At 54.3% G+C, this 24,954-nt stretch carries 22 protein-coding genes; 11 read left to right on the top strand and 11 right to left on the bottom strand.

The window, feature by feature from the left end:
* Window positions 1-45: 45 nt before the first annotated feature.
* Window positions 46-504, top strand: coding sequence for a methylglyoxal synthase (gene mgsA, locus WFN75_RS03600; protein WP_040076279.1), 459 nt, complete (start codon window positions 46-48; stop codon window positions 502-504).
* 34 nt (window positions 505-538) lie between these two features.
* On the opposite strand, the gene helD is transcribed toward mgsA, so the two are convergent.
* Window positions 539-2,593, bottom strand: coding sequence for a DNA helicase IV (gene helD, locus WFN75_RS03595; RefSeq protein ID WP_336995630.1), 2,055 nt, complete (start codon window positions 2,591-2,593; stop codon window positions 539-541).
* 122 nt (window positions 2,594-2,715) lie between these two features.
* On the opposite strand from helD, the gene WFN75_RS03590 reads away from it, so the two are divergent.
* Window positions 2,716-3,165 carry a YccF domain-containing protein gene (locus WFN75_RS03590; protein ID WP_040076281.1) on the top strand — a complete coding sequence of 150 codons (450 nt, stop codon included), beginning with the start codon at window positions 2,716-2,718 and terminating at the stop codon, window positions 3,163-3,165.
* Window positions 3,166-3,180: 15 nt separating this feature from the next.
* Window positions 3,181-5,316: a YccS family putative transporter gene (gene yccS / locus WFN75_RS03585; protein WP_286777809.1), complete on the top strand. Its 2,136-nt coding sequence runs from the start codon at window positions 3,181-3,183 to the stop codon at window positions 5,314-5,316.
* A 2-nt stretch (window positions 5,317-5,318) separates the two neighbouring features.
* Here the strand turns inward: yccS and WFN75_RS03580 are convergent, their stop codons facing one another.
* Window positions 5,319-5,924, bottom strand: coding sequence for a TfoX/Sxy family DNA transformation protein (locus tag WFN75_RS03580; RefSeq protein ID WP_207293416.1), 606 nt, complete (start codon window positions 5,922-5,924; stop codon window positions 5,319-5,321).
* A 216-nt stretch (window positions 5,925-6,140) separates the two neighbouring features.
* Here WFN75_RS03580 and sulA point away from each other — a divergent pair, with 216 nt between their 5' ends.
* On the top strand, window positions 6,141-6,650 hold the full coding sequence (gene sulA, locus WFN75_RS03575) for an SOS-induced cell division inhibitor SulA (RefSeq protein WP_233803889.1): 510 nt from the start codon (window positions 6,141-6,143) through the stop codon (window positions 6,648-6,650).
* A gap of 356 nt (window positions 6,651-7,006) precedes the next feature.
* The gene (gene ompA, locus WFN75_RS03570; protein WP_046886669.1) at window positions 7,007-8,062 is read left to right on the top strand and encodes a porin OmpA; all 1,056 of its coding nucleotides are present in this window, start codon (window positions 7,007-7,009) and stop codon (window positions 8,060-8,062) included.
* Window positions 8,063-8,125: 63 nt separating this feature from the next.
* Here the strand turns inward: ompA and matP are convergent, their stop codons facing one another.
* Window positions 8,126-8,578, bottom strand: coding sequence for a macrodomain Ter protein MatP (matP, locus tag WFN75_RS03565; protein WP_040076287.1), 453 nt, complete (start codon window positions 8,576-8,578; stop codon window positions 8,126-8,128).
* A 185-nt stretch (window positions 8,579-8,763) separates the two neighbouring features.
* Between matP and WFN75_RS03560 the strand changes: the two genes are divergently transcribed.
* Both WFN75_RS03560 and fabA read left to right on the top strand, forming a co-directional pair.
* Entirely contained in the window at window positions 8,764-10,524 is a 1,761-nt protein-coding gene (locus WFN75_RS03560; protein ID WP_336995629.1) for a Lon protease family protein, read from the top strand.
* 68 nt (window positions 10,525-10,592) lie between these two features.
* Entirely contained in the window at window positions 10,593-11,111 is a 519-nt protein-coding gene (fabA, locus tag WFN75_RS03555) for a bifunctional 3-hydroxydecanoyl-ACP dehydratase/trans-2-decenoyl-ACP isomerase (RefSeq protein WP_040076289.1), read from the top strand.
* Window positions 11,112-11,178: 67 nt separating this feature from the next.
* Here fabA and rmf read toward each other — a convergent pair whose 3' ends face one another.
* The 6 genes from rmf to rlmKL form a co-directional block, all read right to left on the bottom strand.
* Window positions 11,179-11,346: a ribosome modulation factor gene (gene rmf / locus WFN75_RS03550; RefSeq protein WP_010429337.1), complete on the bottom strand. Its 168-nt coding sequence runs from the start codon at window positions 11,344-11,346 to the stop codon at window positions 11,179-11,181.
* Between the two features lie 254 nt (window positions 11,347-11,600).
* Window positions 11,601-12,167, bottom strand: a complete 567-nt coding sequence (pqiC, locus tag WFN75_RS03545; protein ID WP_040076290.1) for a membrane integrity-associated transporter subunit PqiC — start codon at window positions 12,165-12,167, stop codon at window positions 11,601-11,603.
* Window positions 12,167-13,804 carry an intermembrane transport protein PqiB gene (pqiB, locus tag WFN75_RS03540; RefSeq protein ID WP_046886671.1) on the bottom strand — a complete coding sequence of 546 codons (1,638 nt, stop codon included), beginning with the start codon at window positions 13,802-13,804 and terminating at the stop codon, window positions 12,167-12,169. Before pqiB ends, pqiC begins: the two co-directional genes overlap by 1 nt.
* A complete protein-coding gene (gene pqiA, locus WFN75_RS03535) occupies window positions 13,797-15,062 on the bottom strand; it encodes a membrane integrity-associated transporter subunit PqiA (protein WP_233803895.1) in 1,266 nt (421 codons plus the stop codon). The genes pqiB and pqiA overlap by 8 nt, the downstream gene beginning before the upstream one ends.
* 17 nt (window positions 15,063-15,079) lie before the next feature.
* The gene (locus WFN75_RS03530; RefSeq protein WP_040076294.1) at window positions 15,080-16,987 is read right to left on the bottom strand and encodes an ABC transporter ATP-binding protein; all 1,908 of its coding nucleotides are present in this window, start codon (window positions 16,985-16,987) and stop codon (window positions 15,080-15,082) included.
* Window positions 16,988-16,999: 12 nt separating this feature from the next.
* Complete coding sequence (gene rlmKL / locus WFN75_RS03525; RefSeq protein WP_336995628.1) at window positions 17,000-19,108, bottom strand: bifunctional 23S rRNA (guanine(2069)-N(7))-methyltransferase RlmK/23S rRNA (guanine(2445)-N(2))-methyltransferase RlmL; 2,109 nt, start codon at window positions 19,106-19,108, stop codon at window positions 17,000-17,002.
* A 98-nt stretch (window positions 19,109-19,206) separates the two neighbouring features.
* Here rlmKL and WFN75_RS03520 point away from each other — a divergent pair, with 98 nt between their 5' ends.
* A complete protein-coding gene (locus tag WFN75_RS03520) occupies window positions 19,207-20,316 on the top strand; it encodes a YcbX family protein (RefSeq protein ID WP_263617719.1) in 1,110 nt (369 codons plus the stop codon).
* On the opposite strand, the gene zapC is transcribed toward WFN75_RS03520, so the two are convergent.
* Both zapC and pyrD read right to left on the bottom strand, forming a co-directional pair.
* Complete coding sequence (gene zapC / locus WFN75_RS03515) at window positions 20,313-20,855, bottom strand: cell division protein ZapC (protein ID WP_263617718.1); 543 nt, start codon at window positions 20,853-20,855, stop codon at window positions 20,313-20,315. The two genes, WFN75_RS03520 and zapC, sit on opposite strands and share 4 nt — an antisense overlap.
* Before the next feature lie 167 nt (window positions 20,856-21,022).
* The gene (gene pyrD / locus WFN75_RS03510) at window positions 21,023-22,033 is read right to left on the bottom strand and encodes a quinone-dependent dihydroorotate dehydrogenase (protein WP_040076299.1); all 1,011 of its coding nucleotides are present in this window, start codon (window positions 22,031-22,033) and stop codon (window positions 21,023-21,025) included.
* Window positions 22,034-22,281: 248 nt separating this feature from the next.
* On the opposite strand from pyrD, the gene ssuE reads away from it, so the two are divergent.
* From ssuE to ssuD, 3 genes are read left to right on the top strand one after another with little or no spacing between them, the layout of a single operon-like run.
* Entirely contained in the window at window positions 22,282-22,857 is a 576-nt protein-coding gene (gene ssuE, locus WFN75_RS03505) for an NADPH-dependent FMN reductase (RefSeq protein WP_233803899.1), read from the top strand.
* Window positions 22,850-23,812, top strand: a complete 963-nt coding sequence (locus WFN75_RS03500; RefSeq protein WP_040076301.1) for a sulfonate ABC transporter substrate-binding protein — start codon at window positions 22,850-22,852, stop codon at window positions 23,810-23,812. The genes ssuE and WFN75_RS03500 overlap by 8 nt, the downstream gene beginning before the upstream one ends.
* The gene (gene ssuD, locus WFN75_RS03495) at window positions 23,809-24,954 is read left to right on the top strand and encodes an FMNH2-dependent alkanesulfonate monooxygenase (RefSeq protein WP_207293405.1); all 1,146 of its coding nucleotides are present in this window, start codon (window positions 23,809-23,811) and stop codon (window positions 24,952-24,954) included. The genes WFN75_RS03500 and ssuD overlap by 4 nt, the downstream gene beginning before the upstream one ends.

Genomic DNA, 24,954 nt, shown 5'->3' with positions numbered 1-24,954 from the left:
ATGCTTCCAGTAATCTGTAGCCATTTACATTGATGGAAACCGATAATGGAACTGACTACCCGCTCACTCCCGGAACGTAAACACATTGCGCTGGTCGCCCACGATCACTGCAAACAGATGCTGCTCAACTGGGTGCAGCGCCATAAACCCCTGCTGCAACACCATGCCCTTTCCGCGACCGGGACCACCGGCAATCTGATTAACCGTGAAACAGGTCTTGACGTGAATGCCCTGCTTAGCGGCCCGATGGGCGGCGATCAGCAGGTAGGGGCGCTGATTTCGGAAGGCAAGATTGATGTACTGATCTTTTTCTGGGACCCGCTTAACGCCGTTCCACACGATCCGGACGTGAAAGCGCTGCTGCGTCTGGCCACGGTGTGGAATATCCCGGTTGCCACAAACCTGTCGACGGCTGACTTTATTATCGAGTCACCGCAGTTTAATCGTCAGGTTGATATTCTGATTCCAGATTATCAGCGTTACCTCGCAGAGCGTCTCAAGTAAGCTCTTTGCCGGGTGGCCCCCACCCGGCACGATCTCAAGGTTTTCTGGCTACTGGCACATCCAGGTCACGCAATACCGCCACAAAAGACGACGGCTGCGCTTTATTAAAGAGTAACCACACGCGATGACGGGCGCGGGTTATCGCCACATACAATAGTCGCCGCTCTTCGGCATCGGGGAAATCTTCCGGAACGGGCAGCAGCGCTTGCTCCATGACCGACTCCCTGGCAGGGGCCGGGAATGCGTCACTTCCCTCCTGCAATCCCAGCACAATGACGTAATCCGCCTGTTGCCCCTTACTGGCGTGGATAGTCATAAAGTCGAGCTGTAATTTCGGCCAGCGAGTCGCGGCCTTTTCCAGCGTGGCAGGCTTCAGATGATGGTAGCGCGCCAGCAGCAGAATCCGCTCCTCCGGTTTGGCATAACCACTCAGCTTATCCAGCAGCGCGTCGAGCTGATCGTCAGCCAGCAGGGTGACCGCTTTTTTATCCCCCGCGGCAAGGCTGTTTAACGGCTTCGCCAGCTGATGCGGATTTTGCTGTATAAAGCGGTTGGCGATCTCACCGATTCGGTTGTTGAAGCGATAGGTGGTATCCAGATCGCAGCGGTCCCCCTCACCAAAATAGTGGTGGAAGGCAGTAGTAAGCGACAACTGCGCGCCGCTAAAGCGGTAGATAGCCTGCCAGTCATCGCCGACCGCAAAGAGCGAGGTGTGTTTGTTTTGCCCCCGCAGCGCCTCCAGCAACGCCGCGCGCTGAGGCGAGATATCCTGAAACTCGTCCACAAGAATATGTTTCCAGGGACTCACAAAGCGTCCTTTCTCCAGAATGAGAATCGCCTGATGAATAAGCCCCGAGAAGTCCACGGCATTCTCCTCTTTCAGGGCCGTTTTCCAGGCTTTTAACAGAGGCGCCATTAGCTTCACCCGCTTCGAGAAGAGATCGCGGATCTCCTCCGGCGCACCGGCAATCATCTCGCTCTGCGCGCCGCCGTGCATACGCATCAGGCTCACCCAGCGGTCCAGGCGCGGCGCCAGACGGCGAGCCAGCTTCTCGTTCTGCCAGAAACTCCCTTCCGGGACGGTCCAGTTAAGCTCCTCTTCAAGCCACTGCCGCCAGCCTTTTGCCTGCGCTTTTTTCTCGCTGCACTGCTGTTGCCAGGCCTTGATGAACAGAGCCTGTCGGGCGGGGGTGTCGTTTTCAAGCTTACTGACGACCGGCACTTTTTTACTGCCCTGCTGAATAATATGCAGCGCCAGCGCGTGGAAAGTTCTGGCGGTGATCTCCTGCGTATGCAGACGCGCTTCGATCCGTTCATCCATCTCCTGCGCGGCTTTACGACCAAAGGCCAGCAGCAGGATCTGATCTGCTGTCGCTTCGCCGCGGGTGAGCAACCACCCGGCACGCGCCACCAGCACTGACGTTTTACCGCTACCCGCACCGGCCAGCACTAATAGCGAGTGTTCGCCGTTGACCACTGCCCGCGCCTGCGCCGGGTTGAGGGGGGAAGATTCGATCCCGGCAAAAAAATCGGCGTAGCGCGTCAGCATGGTATCCGTCCACGCCTGGTTATGCAGCAGACGGCTCTGGTCAATATCTTTCAGCCACGCCTGACACTGCCGCCACGCGTCACGGCAGTTATCAAACTCCTCCAGCCGGGAGGGAGGTAATGGCAGCGCTGTCAGCGCCTGGGTGATTTTTTGCTGCAGACCAAGGGTCTTGTCGCGGGTTAACCAGCTGTTCTGCTCATTGCTCTCTGCGATCTCCGCCAGCACTTGCTGTAAGACCTGTGCCGCGATGTCGCTCATCTCAGCACTCCACGTTTGCCAGAGTGTATTCAGATGATGATGAAAGCGTTGGGTCTCAGCCCACTCGGTACCATGAAGGCGCACCACTTTATCCGCCGGTAGCACGAACTCCAGCTCACCCCAGACCAGACCGCGCTTACAGTGGATAGCCAACAGTTGGTTAAAGGGGATGAGATATTCATGCTTCTCGCCTGAAACCTTAACGCCTGCGTTGAGCAGGACAACCCTGTCATAGGGATGTTGTGCCAGGCGCTTGCCTAACGAAGTTGCTTTCAGTTCCATGTCCAGCCTGATCCACGGGGTGATAGTTGCCTGATAGTGTAACTGCCAGTTTTAAGGTGCTCCAGCGCAAAAAAACGTTACAATCATCAGGCTGTGAACAAACCGGAAGGAATTGAGGGATTATGCGTACCGTTTTGAATATTTTGAATTTTGTGTTGGGTGGTTTTGCCACCACCCTCTCCTGGCTGCTGGCAACCCTGGTGAGTATCGTCCTGATTTTCACCCTGCCGCTAACGCGATCATGCTGGGAAATCACCCGTCTTTCGCTTTTCCCTTATGGTAACGAAGCCGTTCACGTCGATGAGTTAAACCCGGACGGGAAGAGCGCAATCATGAACACCGGCGGTACGCTGCTTAATATTCTCTGGCTGATCTTTTTCGGTTGGTGGCTGTGCCTGATGCACATTGCGGCGGGCATTGCTCAGTGTATTTCTATTATTGGTATCCCGGTTGGTATCGCCAATTTTAAGATTGCCGCTATCGCCCTGTGGCCGGTCGGACGTAGAGTGGTCCCGGTGGAGGTCGCCCGTGCCGCCCGTGAAAATAGCGCCCGTCGTCGATTTCAGTCATAAGGATTACCTGCGCGCATGCTCAGCCCACTGCTACGTCGCTATACATGGAACAGCGCCTGGCTTTATAACGTCAGGATCTTCATCGCCCTTTGCGGCAGCACCGCCCTGCCCTGGTGGCTGGGCGAGGTAAAGCTGACCATCCCCCTGACGCTGGGGGTGGTTGCTGGCGCCCTGGCCGATCTTGACGATCGCCTCGCCGGACGACTGCGTAACCTGGTTATTACCTTAATCTGCTTTTTTATCGCCTCGGCCTCCGTGGAGCTGCTCTTCCCCTGGCCCTGGCTCTTTGCATTAGGACTACTGCTCTCGACAAGCTGCTTTATCTTGCTGGGTGGCCTGGGCCAGCGCTATGCCACTATCGCGTTCGGCGCGTTGCTGATAGCCATTTACACCATGCTGGGCGTATCGCTTTACGACCAGTGGTATCAACAGCCGGTGCTGCTGCTCATTGGCGCTATCTGGTATAACTTGTTAACCCTTGCGGGTCATCTGATCTTCCCCATTCGCCCGCTGCAGGACAACCTGGCGCGCAGCTATGAACAGCTGGCCCACTATCTGGAACTTAAATCACGGCTTTTCGATCCGGACATTGAAGATGAAAGCCAGGCTCCCCTTTACGATGTGGCGCTGGCGAATGGCCAACTGGTGACAACGCTAAACCAGACGAAAGCCTCGCTCCTTACCCGCTTACGCGGCGACCGCGGTCAGCGTGGCACCCGCCGTACCCTGCATTACTATTTTGTGGCGCAGGATATTCATGAGCGCGCCAGTTCCTCTCACGTTCAATACTCGGCCCTGCGCGAGAAATTTCGTTATAGCGATGTCATGTTCCGTTTTCAGCGTCTGCTGTCGATGCAGTCGCAAGCCTGTCAGCAGCTCTCTCGCTCTATTTTATTGCGCACGCCTTACCAGCATGATCCCCGTTTCGAGCGAGCCTTTAGCCATCTGGATGCGGCGCTCGATCGCGTGCAGGCCAGCGGTACCTCGGCCGAGCAGATGAAAGCCCTCGGTTTCCTGCTTAATAACCTGCGGGCGATTGATGCCCAGCTCGCCTCCATCGAATCCGAACAGGCCCTGGCGCAGCCCGGCAATGAGGCGGAAAACCAGCTGGCAGACGACAGTATGCATGGTTTCAGTGATATCTGGCTGCGCCTAAGCCGCCACTTCTCGCCTGAATCGGCGCTGTTCCGTCATGCCGTGCGGATGTCGGTGGTGTTATGTGTGGGTTATGCCTTTATCCAGATTACCGGGATGCATCATGGTTACTGGATCCTGTTGACCAGCCTGTTTGTTTGCCAGCCTAACTACAATGCCACCCGACACCGTTTGGCGCTGCGTATTCTTGGCACCCTCGCCGGGGTGGCGCTGGGCCTGCCGATCCTCTATTTCGTCCCCTCAGTGGAAGGACAGCTGATTCTGATTGTTATTACCGGGGTGTTGTTCTTTGCCTTCCGTAATGTGCAATACGCGCATGCCACCATGTTTATAACCTTGCTGGTTTTGCTCTGCTTTAATCTCCTTGGTGAAGGGTTCGAAGTGGCATTACCAAGAGTGATCGATACCCTGATAGGCTGCGCTATCGCCTGGGCAGCAGTGAGTTTTATCTGGCCCGACTGGCGGTTTCGCAACTTACCGCGGGTACTGGCTCAGGCGGTCAATGCCAACTGTCGTTACCTGGACGCGATCCTCGAACAGTACCACCAGGGGCGCGATAACCGCCTGGCTTATCGTATTGCCCGGCGGGATGCGCATAATCGCGATGCCGAACTGGCCTCGGTGGTTTCAAATATGACGCGGGAGCCACGCGCCACGGCGGAGATCCGCGAGGTGGCTTTCCGGCTGTTGTGCCTGAATCACACCTTCACCAGCTATATATCTGCACTGGGCGCGCACCGTGAGCGGCTCACGAACCCAGCGATACTGGATCTGCTGGATGATGCTGTCTGCTATGTGGATGATGCACTGCATCAGCGCCCGGCGGATGAGCCGCGGGTAGAGCAAGCATTAAATGAACTGGCGCAACGTATATCGCATCTTGAACCTGGCACGGAGAGCAAAGCGCCACTGGTTCTACAACAGATCGGTCTGCTTATTGCGTTGCTGCCAGAAATTTGTCGACTACAACAACAGGTTGCTCACTTGCCAGAGTAGCGTTATTGCGCTGGCAATGTTTTATACCACTCAATCAGCTCCCGGCGTCGTATTGCCGGGAGAGCCGCTTCATGTAGCCCCTGGATCGCCCCTTCCAGTGCAAACAGCACTTTGTAACTAAGATGCTTATTCAACCGCTTGATCCTCAACCAGCATGCCTCAGCGCCGAGTGTGCGTAACGCCTCTTCGTTTGGAATTCCGGCTTCGCACAGAAGCAGTTCGAGTTGGAAGGTCAGGTTGGGGAGATCTTTCAGGCGGTCCTGTTTAAAGCGTTTACAGCGTTCCCGGCGGGCGGCTTCGAGCGCAAACGACGAGAGCCGTAGCAGTCGCTCTTGATCCTGCCAGAGGGTCTCATCCACCCGATAATAGTTTAGTAAGACGGGCCGCCCACGTTTTAACAGCGTTAAGAATGAGGCGCCCTGTTTGACGAAATAGGAGGCGCTTTCTTCGCAGGCCCGCAGGTACAACTCGCCTGCTGAAACCATGGCGAACACCGTATTGTCTACGGCCAGTGCGTACCCGCCAAACAACGCGCGATGCTCTACTTCTCCCAATGAGGACAGGTATTTTTCAGATTGATAGATCCGTTCATAGGATATCTTTTTCATAATAATTCCTTTTAAATCATGAAGTAACAAATGAAGTTTTTATTAACGGATCCGTTAGTCAAAAAATAGGTAAGTTGCGGGCGATGGGCAAGATGATTTTGAAAGAGGCAGCAACAACGAGTGAATTTTGCGAGACGCTTTCAGAAAATGAGGTTGATCTTTAGTCGCACAGGGGTTACTGTATATCCATACAGTAACTACAGGGCTGGATTGATTATGTACTCTTCAGGCTATTCAAATCGCACAACATCTTTCACTTCAACTGCAGGCAATAGCGCAATGACTTCTTCTGCGCGTCCCTCCACCGGGCTGATTAGTGAAGTGCTCTACCGTGAAGACCAGCCCATGATGACCCAACTCCTGCTGCTGCCGCTTTTACAGCAACTGGGGCAGCAGTCTCGCTGGCAGTTGTGGCTCACGCCTAATCAGAAATTAAGTCGCCAGTGGGTGCAGTCAGCGGGTCTGCCTTTGACTAAAGTTATGCAGGTTAGTCAGCTTGCGCCTTGCCATACTGTTGAATCCATGGCCAGAGCATTGCGCACCGGTAATTACAGTGTGGTTATTGGCTGGTTTACTGAAGCGTTATCGGATGATGAGCAATATTTGCTCGCTGAAGCGGCTGAAGAAGGAAACGCGCTGGGCTTTATAATGCGTCCGGTTCAGGTTGGTCCCCAGGGCAAGGGACACTTTTCTGGGCTAAAAATTCACTCGAATTTGTATCATTAAGTAAAAATAAGAGTTTTCCTGGAATTTTTTTTGCGCCACTTGTACACCATTAATTCCATGTGTAAATCCGACGAAGAGTCTTGTCTGGTGCGGTTTCTCTGATTTCGTCTGGCATGAATAACCACAATTTATGTTAAATATTGTGTATACAAAACTTTTTTTTTCATATGCCTGACGGAGTTCACACTTGTAAGTTTCCAACTACGTTGTAGACTTTACATCGCCAGGGGTGCTCGGCCTAAGCCGAAGATATCGGTAGAGTTACTCTATTGTCCCCGCCCCCCGGTGAAGGATTTAACCGTGAACTCTCATTGAGATTCTCATGGCGATTTTTGGATGATAACGAGGCGCAAAAAATGAAAAAGACAGCTATCGCGATTGCAGTGGCACTGGCTGGCTTCGCTACCGTAGCGCAGGCCGCTCCGAAAGATAACACCTGGTATACTGGTGCTAAACTGGGCTGGTCTCAGTTCCACGATACTGGTTTTATCAACAACAATGGTCCAACCCACGAAAACCAGCTGGGCGCTGGTGCATTCGGTGGTTACCAGGTTAACCCGTATGTTGGCTTTGAAATGGGTTACGACTGGTTAGGTCGTATGCCATACAAAGGCGACAACATCAACGGCGCATTCAAGGCTCAGGGCGTTCAGCTGACCGCTAAACTGGGTTACCCAATCACTGACGATCTGGACGTTTATACCCGTCTGGGTGGTATGGTTTGGCGTGCAGATGCTAAAGCTAACGTTCCTGGCGGCGCTTCCTTCAAAGACCACGACACTGGCGTTTCCCCAGTATTCGCTGGCGGCCTGGAATGGGCAATGACCCGTGACATCGCTACCCGTCTGGAATACCAGTGGACCAACAACATCGGTGATGCAAACACCGTTGGTACCCGTCCAGACAACGGCCTGCTGAGCGTAGGTGTTTCCTACCGCTTCGGCCAGCAGGAAGAAGCTGCGCCAATCGTAGCTCCAGCACCGGCTCCAGCTCCAGAAGTACAGACCAAGCACTTCACTCTGAAGTCTGACGTTCTGTTCAACTTCAACAAAGCAACTCTGAAACCAGAAGGCCAGCAGGCTCTGGATCAGATGTACAGCCAGCTGAGCAACCTGGATCCGAAAGACGGTTCCGTAGTGGTTCTGGGCTTCACTGACCGCATCGGTTCTGACGCTTACAACCAGGGTCTGTCCGAGAAACGTGCTCAGTCTGTTGTTGATTACCTGATCTCTAAAGGTATCCCAAGCAACAAGATCTCCGCACGTGGTATGGGCGAATCTAACCCAGTTACCGGCAGCACCTGCGACAACGTGAAAGCACGTGCAGCGCTGATCGACTGCCTGGCACCAGATCGTCGCGTAGAGATCGAAGTTAAAGGCATCAAAGACGTTGTAACTCAGCCTGCGGCATAAGTTATCGTCTTATAAAAAAACCCCGCTCTGCGGGGTTTTTTATTGCCTGCGAAAAAGCTAACGCTATTTTTTGCCCAGCAATGCCTGCAGATCGGTTTTCAGTGTCGACATCTTGCTGGCGTATTTTTCTTTATGTTCAGCATCTTCAATAAGCTGAACAATGGTCTCAGACAAGGTTTTCCCCCGACGTTGAGCCAGCCCCGCCAGACGCTGCCAGACTAAAAATTCCAGATCAATCGACTTCTTACGGGTATGCTGATGTTCAGCATTAAAATGCCGTTTACGCCGCGCGCGGATAGTCTGCTTCATGCGGTTCAGCAGCGTGGGGTTGATATGGCGTTCAATCCAGCCGTTAACCCGAACGGGGTCATTCTCGAGGGTCAACAATAAATCTACCGCTTCTTTCGCCGCACTGGCTTCAAGGTAGCAAGTTATCAATTCTCCTTCGCGGTGTTTTTTGACCAGGTACTTCCATTTCCAGCCGCTTTCGAGATTTTCCAGTTGTTGATATTTCATTGCGATCCCAATGTGACCGTGTAACTCTGTCCAGAATATCAGTTTTTTGCCAATCTGCTGAAAAGAAATCAACGCCTGTGACCGCCAGATGAGATTCACCGCGTGAAACTCCTATTCCTTCGTGGGCAGAGCCTGAGCCTTACGGTATAATCCATCGTTTTACATCTGACTAAAAAACATCAACTTTGACGATTACGAAATTAGCATGGCGTGACCTGGTTCCGGATACCGATAGCTATCAGGAACTGTTTGCACAGCCCGAGCTCGCGAAAGAAGACGAATCCGCATTAAGCGATACGCAGCCACGTTTGCATTACGCAATGGAGCAGGCGTTAAGCCCCTGGGCAACGTCGCCTTTTATGTTGCTGAAGGCACCGGATGAAGCGGAGTATCTCAACCTGCTGGCGGACGCCATGCGGCAGTTGTTGCCGGAGAATGACGCCGTCTCTGGCGGTACGTATTGCGTCAACGGCACGACTATCACCTTTACCCCCACTGAGATTGCAGATGGCCGTTTTGCGGTCACTGGCGGTGTTACAACGGCCGGTTGGGTAGAGGCTGAACAGCTTTTTGGCTGCTTGCGTCAGTTTAATGGTGAGGTCAGCCTCCAGCCGGGTTTGGTGCACCAGGCCAATGGCGGTGTCTTGCTCATCTCCCTGCGTACCCTGCTGGCCCAGCCGCTCTTGTGGATGCGTTTAAAGAATATAGTGAGCCAGCAGCGCTTTGATTGGGTCGGTTTTGACGAGTCTCGTCCACTTCCGGTCTCCGTTCCTTCTATGCCACTGACATTGAAAGTGGTGCTGGTGGGTGATCGCGAAGCACTGGCCGATTTCCAGGAGATGGAGCCGGAGTTGGCCGATCAGGCCATTTACAGCGAATTTGAAGACAACATTCAGATTGCTGATGCAGAAGAGATGCAGCAATGGTGTTTATGGGTAAACGCCCTGGCCGAAAGTGCTGGTCTGCCTGTCCCTGCCCCTGATGCCTGGCCAGTGCTGATTCGTGAAGCCGTCCGTTACACGGGCGATCAAGAAACCTTGCCCCTCTGCCCTCTGTGGCTGGGTAAGCAACTCCGTGAAGTGGCCGCTTTAACGCCGGATGCCTTCTTCACTGGTGAGCAACTGAGCCAGATGCTTTTGCAACGCCAATGGCGTGAAGGGTATCTTGCTGACCGGATGCAGGATGAAATCTTGCTTGATCAGATCCTGGTCGAAACGGAAGGTGAACGTGTCGGGCAGATCAATGCCCTGTCGGTGATTGAATTCCCGGGCCATCCGCGCGCCTTTGGCGAACCTTCGCGCATTAGCTGCGTTGTGCATATTGGCGATGGCGAATTTATCGACATCGAGCGCAAAGCGGAACTGGGCGGTAATATTCATGCTAAAGGCATGATGATCATGCAGGCCTATCTGATGTCAGAGCTACAGCTTGAGCAGCAGATCCCCTTCACTGCCTCGCTGACCTTTGAACAATCGTATAGCGAAGTAGATGGCGATAGCGCCTCCATGGCCGAGCTGTGTGCCCTGATTAGCGCGCTGGCCGACGTGCCAGTTAACCAGAATATCGCCATAACCGGCTCAGTGGATCAGTTTGGTCGTGCCCAACCGGTAGGCGGCCTCAATGAGAAGATTGAAGGCTTCTTCACGGTTTGTCAGCAGCGTGGTCTGAACGGCAAACAGGGTGTGATCATTCCGCTGGCAAACGTGCGTCACCTGAGCCTCAGCCAGGATGTGCTGAAAGCAGTGGAAGAGGAACAATTCTCCCTCTGGGCGATTGAAGATATTGCGGATGCGCTACCCTTACTCACAAACCTGATATGGGATGGCGAGGGTCAGACAACGCTCATGCAGACCATTCAGGAACGCATCGCCCAGGCGACTCAGCAGGAGTCTCGTCATCGTTATCCGTGGCCGCTGCGCTGGTTGGGATGGTTTAGTCCTAACTGATCGGACTTGTTCAGCGTACACGTGTTAGCTATCCTGCGTCCTTCACTAAAATAAGGCTTACTGAGAACATGGTAGATAAACGCGAATCCTATACAAAAGAAGATCTTCTTGCCTCTGGTCGCGGTGAACTGTTTGGCGCGAAAGGCCCACAGTTACCGGCCCCGAACATGCTGATGATGGACCGTGTCGTGAAGATGACGGAAACCGGCGGCAACTTCGATAAGGGTTACGTAGAAGCAGAACTCGATATCAACCCGGATATGTGGTTCTTCGGTTGCCACTTTATTGGCGACCCGGTAATGCCAGGCTGCCTGGGCCTCGACGCGATGTGGCAGCTGGTTGGTTTCTACCTCGGCTGGCTGGGTGGCGAAGGTAAAGGCCGCGCGCTGGGCGTGGGCGAAGTGAAATTCACCGGTCAGGTTCTGCCAACTGCGAAGAAAGTGACCTACCGTATTCACTTCAAACGCGTTGTGAACCGTCGTCTGATCATGGGCCTGGCAGATGGTGAAGTGCTGGTAGACGGTCGTCTGATTTACAGCGCAACCGACCTGAAGGTCGGCCTGTTCCAGGATACATCAGCTTTCTGATTGCTGACTGAAGGCGTTAAAGGCGAAACCTCCGCAATGCGGAGGTTTCTTTTTTAAAGAGACGCTATCAAGCAAGTACTGCCCTGTCTCCGATGGCTTCTCGCCAGCCCCCTAACCATTGCGACCTTTGATTTAAGGTCTGATAGGGACACATTTCTTTAGAACGTCCGGCGATACCAGCCTGATAACCACGTTGATGAGCCCTTTCAAGGCGATCTCGTTTCTGTCTCTTCATGCCTCGTTTCCCTCATTATTTGATCTGGTGGAAAAGAAAACAGTGATTACTAAATGTGCAATCACATCTAACGAATACCGCGAATAAAGCCCAGCGTCAATGCGCAAAATTCACGCCAGTGTCATAAATGTGAACTATACGGAAGTTCGTTTGTACAAAATCTGTGATGCGGCACAAGTAACAGACTGAGATACCATCAAAAAAAAACCGCAATCAGCGAGAGGCAGATTGCGGTTTTGGATAATGAATTTTACTTATGGCAAGCGTGAAATCTCACTGGCGATGCTTTTGGCTTCCTGCGCCCAGCCCTGGCCCAGCACCTTCACCATCTCTTCGTAGCCATCGTTCTGCTGTTTCAGCTCCAGATGGAAAGGACGTTTAATCAGCTGCCCCTGATGGTTAACCAGCCATTCGCCACTGATAATCACGCGCCCGTCATAGCGCCCGTGAAAACCGGTCACATTGACGTTAAGCGTATCCTGATCGCTACCCAGAGGCTGCGAAGCAACAACCCAGCCAGGTAACTGGCTGCTGAGGTTCGCCACCAGCGAATTGCGCAACTGCTGATCAAGCGGGCTTGCCCACAGATTATTCGTTGCGATGACATACTTAACATCGCTGGTTTGATAAACCACGCCATTACCTGCCAGATAATCCGGCACCGCGACCTGTTCTACCCACAGTAAGCGGTTACCCTGGCTGGCCATGCTGTTGCCTCCCGTTTGGCTAGCCAGCGGCAACTGGTAATAGCTCTTGTTGTCGCTACCCGAGCTACAGGCAGTCAGCACTGCTGCTGCGGCGATCAATAACCATTTTTTCATTATTTAGCCCCCTTCGGCTCAGGGTCCTTTTGATCTTTCGCTTCAAAGACCAGCGCGTTGCTCTTCGTATTCAACGTCTTCAGCACCGGCTGGAGTTCACGCAATACCTGATCGAGGCGCTGCATATCCGCCACCATCTTGTTATACGCGGCGGAGCCTGGCTGGAAGCCCTGCATGCTGCGATTCAGCTCGCGCAGCGTTTTCTGCATATCCTGAGGTAGCTGCTGCATCGACTGGCTGGCAGTGAGCTTATTCAGATTATCCAGCGTGGTCTGCAGACGACGCATCGTGGCCTGGCTCTCATTCAGAGAATGCGTGGCCGCTTCAAGCATCGGGTTTAACGGCAGGTTGTTAATCTTATCCAGCGTATCCATCAGGCGCTGCTGGATCTGCGCCAGCCCGCTGCTCATGGTTGGGATGATTTTATACCCGCCAAACTCCCGCATTCCGGTAATGGCTGGCGCTTTCGGATAGAAATCCATATCTACATAGAGCGCGCCGGTCACCAGATTACCGGTCTTCAGCGAGCCGCGCAGACCACGGTTCATCAGCTCGGTAATATGCGTCCCGATATCCTGATCTTCACCAATCTGGTTGATCAGACGTTCCGGCTCAATACGGATGAGCACCGGAATACGGTAGTCGTCATCCAGCACCTGTTTCAGTCCGGGTACAAAGAAGGGAACCTGACCAACCGTACCCAGGCGGATACCCCGGAATTCTACCGGCGCGCCCGGCTGCAGACCGCGGACAGAGTCTTTGAAGAACATCAGGTAATCGATGTGATCGGTGTAGAGCGCATCCTGTATCGATTTCTGGTCGTCGAACAGCTTAAAGGCGCTTTTCTCTGCAACAGGCTGACCCAGCTCTTGTCCTTCCGGCACATCAAAGCTGACGCCGCCGCCAAACAGCGTGGTGAGCGAGCCCATTTCAACCCGCATACCGGCCGAGGTCAAATCGACGGCGATACCGCTATCCTTCCAGAAACGCACATTACTGGTCACCAGACGATCGTTTGGCGCATTGATAAACAGTTGATAGCTGATGGTGCGTTTTTGGGTATCGAAGGTGCTGGTTTCGACCGAACCGACGCGATAGCCCCGGAACAGCACCGGGTCGCCCGGACTCAGCTGCCCGGCTTTATTGCTGTCGAGAATGACGCGGATACCCTTGGCATCAGGTGGCGCAAGGGGCGGAGAATCCAGAAGCTGATACTCATTTTTTTGCCCGCCTTTGGTTCCCGGCTGCAGCTCAATATAGGCCCCGGAAAGCAGTGTCCCCAGGCCGCTAATGCCCTCGCGGCCAACCTGCGGCTTAACGACCCAAAAAACGGAGTCGCCCTGAAGCACCTTTTCCATACCGGCATTCAGGCGCGCTTTAATTTCGACATGGGTCAAATCGTCGGTCAGCGTCGCACTTTCCACTACGCCCACGTTTACGCTACGGCTTTTAATGGTGGTTTTCCCCCCCTCAATGCCCTCTGCGTTAGTGGTAATAAGGGTGACTTCCGGTCCCTGGTGGCTGTAATGATAAAACAGGATCCAGGCACCGATTAGCGCAGTCACGATGGGGAAGATCCAGACCGGCGACCAGTGTTTAACCTTCTGCACTTTCGCCTCTCCACTTTTGTTATCCATGCTTTTTATTATCCTCATGGTCTGGCTCTGGCTCACGATCCCACGATAAACGAGGGTCGAAGGTCAGGGCCGCAAACATGGTCATAATCACGACCAATGCAAACATCAGCGCTCCCAGAGCGGGATAGATATTCATCAATCCCCCTATGCGCACCAACGCCGATAAAACTGCAATGACAAACACGTCTATCATGGACCACCGGCCGACAAACTCGACGACTTCATAAATCAGGTGCATCCGTTCGCTATCACGTTGTCCGTGCCCATTTGCATCCCAGCAGAGCCAGCCAATCGCAATCATCTTCAGGGTCGGCACCATAATACTGGCAATAAAAATAACCAGCGCCACGGGGTACGACCCCTCCCCCCACAGCAGAACAACCCCGGCCATAATGGTCGAGGGCATCTTGTCGCCAAGCAGATCGGTAATCATGATCGGCAGAATATTGGCAGGGAGATAGAGCATGATGGAGGTAAAGAGCAGCGCCAGTGTCCACTGAATGCTGTTTTTGCGCCGGACATGCCCTTTGGTGCCACAACGCGGGCAGACTCGCTGATCGGCCGGTAAAATCGCCGTACAGCAAGGACATGAGCGCAGACCCTGGCGAATTCCGGGAACGCCCACCTGCGGCGCATGCGGGAGCGCTGGCGCAGGAGCGATATCGTCCCATGCCCAGCGGCGATCCACGCACTGGAAAGCGCGCAACTGCAGTACACAGTACAGACACCAGGGAATAAAGCTGCTGCCGACCCCCACATCACCGTAAGCCATGAGCTTCACGAAACTGACCAGCACCCCGGCGAGGAAAATTTCAGCCATTCCCCAGCTTTTCAGCTGGAAGAGGATCCGCGCCAGCAAAATCTTTACGCTCAGGGGCATTTTGACGCGATTTACCAGCAGCAAAATGACCACCAGACAGAACGCCGGCACCAGTTGAACGAACAACAAGAAGAAGGTGCCGAGGCTGGCATAATCTTCGCTGAACATAACGCGGGGGATCTCCAGCAGTTCGACTTCGCTGGTGATACCCCCGACCTTCATATAGATGAACGGGAACAGGTTAGAGAGCAGCAGCATAAACAGGGCTGCAAACGCATACGCGGTGGGACGCTGGCGCGGTGCGTCCCACTCGGTTGTCAGCGTTGTCCCACAGCGGGGGCATGCCGCTTTATGACCATGCTCAAGTGCCGGGAGCGCCACGAGCAGGTCACACTGTGAGCATAAAATGTGCCTGTCGGCATGGTGATGTTCACACATTCTGGCTCCATATTTACTTAAGCGCCGTTTTTCAGAGCCTCAAGGTACTCCCAGCGTTCGAATGCTTCTTCCAGCGCCTGCTCGGCCAGCGCCAGATCCGCCAGGACTTTTTGAGTGTGGTCATGCGGCTGGTTGAAGAACGCGCCATCGGCGACCTGGGCCTGCAAGGCTTCAAGGTTTGCTTCCAGCTCTTCCATACGCTGCGGCAACCCTTCCAGCTCGCGCTGGAGATTATAGCTTAGCTTACTGCTGCCTCGTTTTACCGCTTCGGATTTGGTGACAGCGGCTTCCGCATCATTTTTGCTGCGGGATTGCTTCAGCGCCTGTGATTGAGACTGCTGCCCGCGGGCATCGTGATACCCCCCGACATATTGCCCGATGCGGCCTTCGCCTTCGAAGATCCAGCACTCGGTCACGGTATTGTCCACAAACTGACGATCGTGGCTAACCAGCAACACGGTGCCCTGATAACTATCAATCAGTTCTTCAAGAAGTTCCAGCGTTTCCACATCAAGATCGTTCGTCGGTTCATCGAGGATCAACAGGTTGCTGGGTTTCAGGAACAGACGTGCCAGCAGCAGTCGATTACGCTCTCCCCCGGAAAGTGCGCGCACCGGCGTCATGGCGCGTTTCGGGTGGAAGAGGAAGTCCTGCAGATAGCCCAGCACATGGCGCGGTTTCCCGTTTACCATCACCTCTTGCTTACCTTCCGCCAGGTTATCCATCACCGTTCTGTCAGGATCGAGCTCAGCACGGTGCTGATCAAAGTAGGCCACTTCCAGTTTGGTACCGCAGTGGACCCGGCCGCTGTCGGCTTTTAGCTGGCCGAGCATCAATTTCAGCAGCGTGGTTTTACCACAGCCGTTAGGGCCGATCAGGGCTATTTTGTCACCGCGTTGAACCTGAGCCGTGAAGTTGTTTACCAGCACTTTGCCATCAACCTGATAATTGACATTTTCCAGTTCGAAGACGATCTTCCCGGAACGGGCCGCCTCTTCAACCTGCATTTTGGCACTGCCCATCACTTCACGGCGTTGGCTACGTTCGTTACGCATCGCTTTCAGGGCGCGTACGCGGCCTTCATTACGGGTACGACGGGCTTTGATGCCCTGGCGGATCCAGACCTCTTCCTGCGCAAGCTTGCGGTCAAACTCGGCATTTTGCAGCTCTTCAACGCGCAGGTTCTCTTCTTTCTCCAGCAGATAGGTATCGTAATCGCCCGGATAGGTCACCAGCTTGCCGCGATCGAGATCGACAATACGGGTAGCCATATTGCGAATAAACGAACGGTCATGCGAGATAAAGATAATTGTCCCGTTAAAGGTCTTCAGGAACCCTTCCAGCCAGTCGATAGCTTCGATATCCAGGTGGTTAGTCGGTTCATCCAGCAGCAGCACTTTCGGGCCGCTTACCAGCGCCCGGCCAAGCGCCGCTTTACGCAGCCAGCCGCCGGAGAGCGATGCCAGCTCCATGTCCGGATCCAGACCGAGCTGTTCCAGCACTTCGGTGATGCGGTTTTCAAGCTGCCACAGGCCATGATGATCCAGCAACTCCTGCAGGCGAGCCATCTCATTGAGATTTTTTTCGCTCGGATCGGTCATCACCAGATGTGAAATGTCGTGATAACCCTTCAGGTATTCGGCTTGCTCAGAGATCCCTTCCGCAACGAAATCATAAACTGTGCCCGCCACGTTACGCGGTGGGTCCTGCTGCAGACGCGAGACGATAAGATCCTGTTCATAGACGATACGACCATCGTCCAGCCCCTGTTCACGGTTCAGGATCTTCATCAGGGTAGATTTACCCGCGCCGTTGCGGCCTACCAGACAGACGCGTTCGTTATCCTCGATATGCAGTTCAGTATCATCGAGAAGGGGAGCATCGCTAAAGGAGAGCCATGCGCCGTGCATACTGATTAATGACATTTACTATTCCTTTCAGGCGGCAGTAATAAGCCAGCAGTTGTGGATCTGACGGTTACGGGCGAAGTCCTGAGAGATCGTCTTTTGACTGATCTCTTCAGCTTTCAGTCCCAGAGCGCTCAGGCCGTCGTGATCCATGCGGAAGCCGCGTTTGTTGTTCGAGAACATGATGGTGCCGCCTTTGCGCAGCAGGCGCTTCAGGTCGGTCATCAGGCGCAGGTGGTCACGCTGGACGTCAAACGAGTCCTCCATACGCTTAGAGTTGGAGAACGTCGGTGGATCGATAAAGATCAGATCGAATTGTTCGTCGGTATCGCGCAGCCAGCCCAGTACATCGGCCTGCATCAGGCGATGCTGGCGGCCGGTCAGGCCATTCAGACGCAAGTTACGTTCAGCCCACTCCAGATAGGTGCGGGACATGTCCACCGTGGTGGTGCTACGCGCACCGCCCAGGCCGGCGTGTACGCTGGCGCTTCCGGTATAGGAGAAGAGATTAAGGAAGTCTTTTCCTTTGCTCATCTGGCCCAGCATCTTACGGGCGATGCGGTGATCGAGGAACAGGCCAGTGTCCAGATAGTCCGTAAGATTCACCAGCAGACGCGCGTTATATTCTCCCACTTCAAGGAAGTCGCCTTTCTCGCCCATCTTCTGGTACTGATTTTTGCCTTTCTGACGTTCACGGGTTTTCAGCACCAGCTTATTCGGGGCAATACCCAGCACGCCGATGGTTGCCGCAATCACATCCAGCATACGCTGGCGGGCTTTCTGCGCGTCGATAGTTTTCGGTGGCGCATACTCTTGCACGATAACCCAGTCGGCGTAACGGTCAACGGCTACGTTGTATTCAGGCAGGTCGGCGTCGTACAGGCGATAGCACTCTATGCCCTCCTGCTTCGCCCACTTTTCATATTTCTTCAGGTTTTTACGCAGACGGTTCGCGTAGTCTTCCGCCACGGTGGTCGGCTTGCTTTCGCCGGATTTCTCCGTGAGATGATAGTTTTTCTGCACGCAGTCCAGCGGGCCGTTTTTGGCTTTGAACTGGCGGTCGGCGCGCAGCTGCAGGCAGCTCAGTAGTTCCGGAGAGGCGCTAAACAGCGACAGATTCCAGCCGCCAAACTGATCTTTCATGATCCGGCCCAGCAGGCTGTGCAGAGCGATCAGAGCCGGCTCGCTGTCCAGACGCTCGCCGTAAGGCGGGTTGCTAATAACCGTGCCGTACGGCCCTTTCGGCAGTGGATTGCTCAGCTGCGCCACGTCTTTCACGTTGAAGTCGATAAGCTCGCCAATGCCCGCCCGACGGGCGTTGCTGCGCGCGCGCTCAATGACGCGGGAGTCGCTGTCCGAGCCGTAGAAACGCGAACCGTAAGCCGCCAGCCCGGCACGGGCACGGGTCTGTGCCTCGGCCTTCACCTCTTTCCAGATGGCGTCATCGTGCTGCGCCCAGCCGCTGAACCCCCAGTTGCCACGGTGCAAACCCGGCGCACGATCGGTGGCATACATAGCGGCTTCAATCAGCAGGGTTCCTGAACCACACATCGGATCGAGCAGCGGAGTGCCCGGCTGCCAGCCAGAACGCATGACAATCGCGGCGGCCAGGTTTTCTTTGATCGGCGCCGCACCGGCGCGATCGCGATATCCGCGCTGATGCAGACCTTCACCGCTCATGTCCAGTGAAAGGCTCGCCGTCTCTTTATTCAGCCACACGTTAATACGCAGATCGGGGTTTTCACGATCAACGTTCGGGCGCTCACGATTTTTACGGGTAAAACAGTCGACCACGGCATCTTTCACACGCAGCGCGCCGTACTGGCTGTTGCGGATCTCATCATTCACGCCGTTGAAGTGCACCGCAAAGGTCGCCCCCGGCGCAAAGATCTCTGTCCAGTCGATCATCTGTACGCCGGTGTAGAGATCGAGATCGCTATAGACCTTAAACTCTTTCATCGGCAGCATGATGCGCGAGGCCAGGCGGCTCCACATCAGGCTCTGGTAAATAAGCCGTGTGTCGCCCTCAAAATGGACACCACCCTGAACCACCTGACACGCTGTCGCGCCCAGGCTTTCCAGTTCAGTTTTTAACAGCTCTTCCAGCCCACGGGCCGTACTGGCAAACAGAGAATTCATATCGTCACTTTTACTCTTAGAAAATTGCTGCGCATTATAGCTAATATGCGCTCTATGTCATAAAGTTGAGGGCTTATTTTCATTTGCGGGAGATTGCCGTGCCTACGTTATCCAGGCTTTTTATCCATCCGGTCAAATCGATGCGTGGTATTGGGCTGACGCATGCACTGGCAGATGTCAGCGGTTTTGCCTTTGATCGTATTTTTATGCTCACCGAAACGGATGGTACTTTCATTACTGCGCGTCAGTTTCCGCAGATGGTCCGCTTTATCCCTTCTCCGCTGCACGATGGTTTACACCTGACCGCGCCGGATGGCTCCAGCGCCGTGGTACGTTTTAGCGATTTTGCCCCGGACAACGCACCGACGGAGGTATGGGGTAACCACTTCACCGCGCATATCGCGCCTGAGGCCATTAACCGCTGGCTGAGCGGCTTTTTCGCCCGTGACGTGCAGCTACGCTGGGTCGGACAGACTCCTACGCGTCGCGTGAAGCGCCACGAGGGCGTTCCCCTCTCCTTTGCCGATGGCTATCCCTACCTGCTGGCCAACGAGGCCTCCCTGCGCGATCTGCAAAACCGCTGCAAGGCCAGCGTGCAGATGGAGCAGTTCCGCCCCAATATTGTGGTAACCGGCGCGCAGCCCTGGGAAGAGGACACCTGGAAAGTTATCCGCATTGGTAGCGTTATTTTTGACGTGGCGAAGCCGTGCAGCCGCTGTATCTTCACCACTATCAGTCCGGAAAAAGGGCAGAAACACCCTGCGGGCGAGCCGCTGAAAACGCTGCAATCATTCCGTACGGCGCAAGATAACGGCGACGTGGATTTCGGTCAGAACCTGATAGCGCGCAATAGCGGCGTGATCCGCGTGGGCGATGAGATTGAAATTCTCGCAACCGGGCCGGCGAAAGTTTACGGCGCCGGCGCAACGGAAGAGGAGATCGAGGTAGAGAGCCTGCCGCAAAGTACCGTGACTATTCAGTGGCAAGATAAAACCCTGAACGGCAATAATCAGCAGATTTTACTTGAGCAGCTTGAGCAGGCAGGTATTCGCGTACCCTATTCCTGCCGTGCGGGCATTTGTGGGAGCTGTCGTATTCAGTTGCTGGATGGGGAAGTGACCGCATTGAAGCAATCCGCCATGGGTAATGACGGCACGATTTTGTGCTGTAGCTGCGTTCCTAAAACGTCGCTACAGCTGGCGCCTTAAACGGCTTGCTCCAGACTGAACGAATCCACCCGTATTTGCGGTTTAAGACGGTCATTCATTACTTTTATTGCATCACCTAACTGCATTGTGCGCCCGGCAATCACCACACCGGGCTGCGCCAGCAGGCAGAGCGCGGCGTTTTCGCCAGACTCAACCACCAGCAAACTTACCTCTTCTGCCGTATCGCTCAAATGAACGCAGGCAGCATCCCCCATCGCCGGACTCCAGCGCTGACCATGGGCGAGGAAATGCCAGCTTTTAGGCATTTGAGGTTTGAGGAAGCGGATCGCCACCAGAGCATTAAGCACCAGTTCAGCACGCTGTTCTTTAGAGAGTTCCAGGTCGCGGCATTTCTCTTCAAAAGAGAAATAGAGCGCGGCATCATCCACGCAAAAACCGCTGGGGGCGAAGGCATCTGGGGTTAACATCCGGCGGGCAAAACGAGAACGAAAAAGCATGCCATTGGCTAAATCCAGCATCATGCGATCGTGCTCTTCACAATAATACCAGCGCCAGTTATCGTCAGGTTTAATTCGCATTTGCCTCTCCCGTCCCCGAAACGTCCTGTCGTAAGAAAGTCCTTATTACCGTCTCGTTTTTTTACTTCAATAATCAAAGACTATAATGTCTAAATAAGCAACAGTCCCGGAATATAAAACAACCAGAGCTGGAAATAAAGCCCTGGTCGTCATAATGAGAGAAAAGATTAGAGGTGATTAACGATTTCTTTTATCAGCGGCGGGCCTTTAAAAATAAAGCCAGAATAAATTTGCACCAGCGAAGCGCCGGCGGCCATTTTTTCGCGGGCCGCCATTATCGAGTCGATGCCACCCACGCCAATAATCGGCAGTTGACCTTTTAATTCCGCTGACAGGCGGCGAATAATTTCTGTACTTTTTAATTGCACCGGTCGGCCACTGAGTCCTCCCGCTTCGTTGCAATGCTTCATTCCCTGTACCAGGGATCGATCCAGTGTCGTATTGGTTGCAATAACGCCATCAATATTATGGCGAACTAAGCTGTCGGCAACCTGGATCAATTCTTCTTCAGAAAGATCCGGGGCGATCTTCACGGCGACCGGTACATATTTATGATGCCGGGACTGAAGATCATTCTGCTTATTTTTTATCGCAATTAATAAATCGTCAAGGGCATCGCCATATTGCAACGAGCGTAAGCCCGGGGTGTTCGGCGAAGAGATATTCACCGCAATATAACCCGCATAGGCATAGACTTTTTCCATACAAATCAGATAGTCATCTTTACCCTGCTCTACCGGCGTATCTTTATTTTTACCGATATTGATACCCAGCACACCATCGAAATGGGCCTTTTTCACGTTCTCGACCAGGTGGTCCACACCGAGGTTGTTAAAGCCCATCCGGTTGATCAACCCTTCGGCCTCGACCAGGCGGAACAGACGCGGTTGCTCATTGCCCGGCTGCGGGCGTGGCGTGACGGTGCCGATCTCAATAGAGCCGAACCCCATCGCACCCAGCGCGTCGATGCACTCACCGTTTTTGTCGAGTCCTGCTGCGAGACCCAACGGATTTTTAAAGGTCAGCCCCATACACTGCACCGGTTTATCCATCACTTTCTGGCGCACTAGCGCTTCGAGCGGCGTTCCTGTGATACGGCGTAATTGCTGGAATGTAAATTCATGGGCGCGCTCTGGATCGAGCTGAAAAAGGGCTTTACGAACGAAGGGGTAGTACATGAACTCTCCTGGATTCCCGGTGTGCAAACCGGGGGCGTATTATCTGCGAATCTTGCCCGAAAGGGAATTGACCTGCGGCAAAAAAAGCGTGGCGCAACGCAATCGTTTACTTTCCCTCTCCTCCTTATTCGTTTTTTAGCATTTCACTTGCGTATAAATCATTTAGTGGAATAAGCGCGCAATGACACACTGCCTGCAAATGTTATCAATGTTAGATAAAAGCAAACAATTGGTTATAAGGAGCATGTATGCGCGTTATTACTCTGGCTGGAAGTCCGCGTTTTCCTTCACGCTCCAGCGCACTGCTGGAATATGCCCGCGAGAAACTTACCTCGCTGGAGGTCGAAGTATGCCACTGGAATCTGCACAACTTTTCCCCAGAGGATCTGCTTTATGCCCGCTTCGATAGCCCGGCATTAAAGGCTTTTAGTGAGCAGTTGCAAGGCGCAGACGGCCTGATTGTGGCGACCCCGGTCTATAAAGCCTCGTTTTCCGGCGCGTTGAAAACGCTGCTTGATCTGCTTGCGGAACGCGCCCTTGAGGGCAAAGTGGTGCTACCTCTTGCCACAGGCGGCACGGTGGCGCACATGCTGGCGGTAGATTATGCCCTCAAACCGGTGCTTAGCGCCCTGAAAGCGCAGGAGATCCTGCACGGCGTATTTGCCGATGATTCGCAAGTCATTGACTATCAGCATAAACCGCATTTCTCCCCCAACCTGCAAATCCGGCTTGATAGCGCCCTTGAGACCTTCTGGCAGGCGCTGCATCGTCGTGACGTCCAGGTTCCTGCTTTTGGTCAGTTGAAAGGAGTCGCCCATGTTTAACACCCTCGCCCGCCTGAGCCTGGCCGGTATCATCGCGATCGCCTCCTTTGCCCAGGCCGCCGAACCCGCACCGGAAAATCTGCGGATTGGTTATCAGAAAGGTAGCGTCAGCATGGTGCTGGCTAAAAGCCATCAATTACTGGAAAAACGCTACCCGAACACCCATTTTTCATGGGTCGAGTTTCCGGCGGGGCCACAAATGCTGGAAGCCTTAAATGTGGGCAGCATTGATTTGGGTAGCACCGGCGATATTCCCCCCATCTTTGCTCAGGCCGCCGGCGCAGACCTTGTGTATGTTGGCGTCGAGCCGCCAAAACCAAAAGCGGAAGTGATTCTGGTACCGGAAAACAGCCCGATCAAAACCGTCGCCGATCTCAAAGGCCGCAAAGTGGCGTTCCAGAAAGGCTCCAGTTCACACAATCTGTTGTTACGGGCCCTTCAACAGGCCGGTCTGACGTTTAAAGAGATACAGCCAGTCTATCTTTCCCCGGCCGATGCCCGCGCCGCGTTTCAGCAACATAATGTGGACGCCTGGGCTATCTGGGATCCCTATTACTCCGCAGCCTTGCTGCAGGGGGGAGTTAGAGTGCTGAAAGATGGTGAAACCCTCAAGCAGACCGGCTCTTTCTATCTGGCAGCGCGTCCTTATGCGGAAAAGAACGGTGCCTTTATTCAGGGGGTGCTGGATACCTTCAGCGACGCAGATGCCCTGACCCAGAGCCAGCGGCAGGCCAGTATCGCTCTGCTGGCAAAGACTATGGGTCTTCCTGAGCCGGTCATTGCCAGCTATCTGGATCACCGCCCACCCACCGTCATTAAGCCGGTGGATACTCACACCGCGGCGTTGCAGCAGCAGACCGCCGACCTCTTCTACGAAAATCGACTGGTACCGAAAAAAATCGATATCCGTGACCGTATATGGCAACCGACAGCGCATAAAGGAGCAAAATCATGAGTCTGAATCTGTTCTGGTTTTTACCTACCCACGGTGATGGTCACTATCTTGGCACCGAGTCCGGTGCACGCCCGGTGGATCAGGGCTATCTTCAGCAGATTGCCCAGGCGGCGGACCGGATTGGGTTTACCGGGGTGCTTATCCCGACCGGACGTTCCTGTGAAGATGCCTGGCTGGTCGCGGCTTCGATGATTCCGGTGACTCAGCGCTTAAAGTTTCTGGTGGCATTGCGCCCGAGCGTCACCTCGCCAACGGTGGCAGCGCGTCAGGCCGCCACGCTGGACCGTTTATCCAATGGCCGCGCTCTGTTTAACCTGGTGACCGGGAGTGACCCACAGGAGCTGGCTGGCGATGGCGTGTTTCTGGATCACGCCGAGCGTTACGAAGCCTCGGCTGAATTTACCCGCGTCTGGCGGCGTCTGCTGGAGGGGGAGACGGTTACCTTCGAGGGCAAACATATCCACGTCCGCGATGCGAAGCTCTACTTCCCGCCGGTGCAGCAGCCGCGCCCACCGCTCTATTTTGGCGGTTCATCAGATGTGGCCCAGGATCTTGCCGCTGAGCAGGTCGATCTCTATCTCACCTGGGGCGAGCCGCCGGAACTTGTGAAAGAAAAGATTGAACAGGTTCGCGCCAAAGCGGCGGCGCGCGGGCGCAACGTGCGTTTTGGTATCCGCCTGCACGTGATTGTGCGTGAAACGAACGAAGAAGCCTGGCAAGCCGCCGATCGCCTGATTGCCCATCTGGACGATGAAACCATTGCCAGAGCGCAGGCTGCTTTCGCCAGAACCGACTCCGTAGGACAGCATCGGATGGCCTCCCTCCACCAGGGTAAACGCGAAAATCTGGAGATTAGCCCTAACCTGTGGGCCGGGGTCGGTCTGGTGCGCGGGGGCGCCGGCACGGCGCTGGTGGGGGATGGTCCGACCGTGGCGGCGCGGATTAATGAGTATGCCGATCTGGGTATCGACAGTTTTATTCTCTCTGGTTATCCCCATCTGGAAGAGGCGTACAAAGTGGGTGAGCTTCTTTTCCCTCATCTGGATGTTGCTATCCCGGAGGTCCCACAGCCGCAGCGCCTGCAACTGCAGGGCGAGGCGGTCGCCAACGAATTTATTCCGCGTAACGTCGCGCAGAGCTGA

Source organism: Leclercia sp. UBA7405 (assembly GCF_037152215.1).
Classification (GTDB): Bacteria; Pseudomonadota; Gammaproteobacteria; order Enterobacterales; family Enterobacteriaceae; genus Enterobacter; species Enterobacter pneumoniae.
The sequence above is the reverse complement of the archived record's forward strand: the minus strand, read 5'-3'. Positions and strand labels throughout refer to the sequence as shown.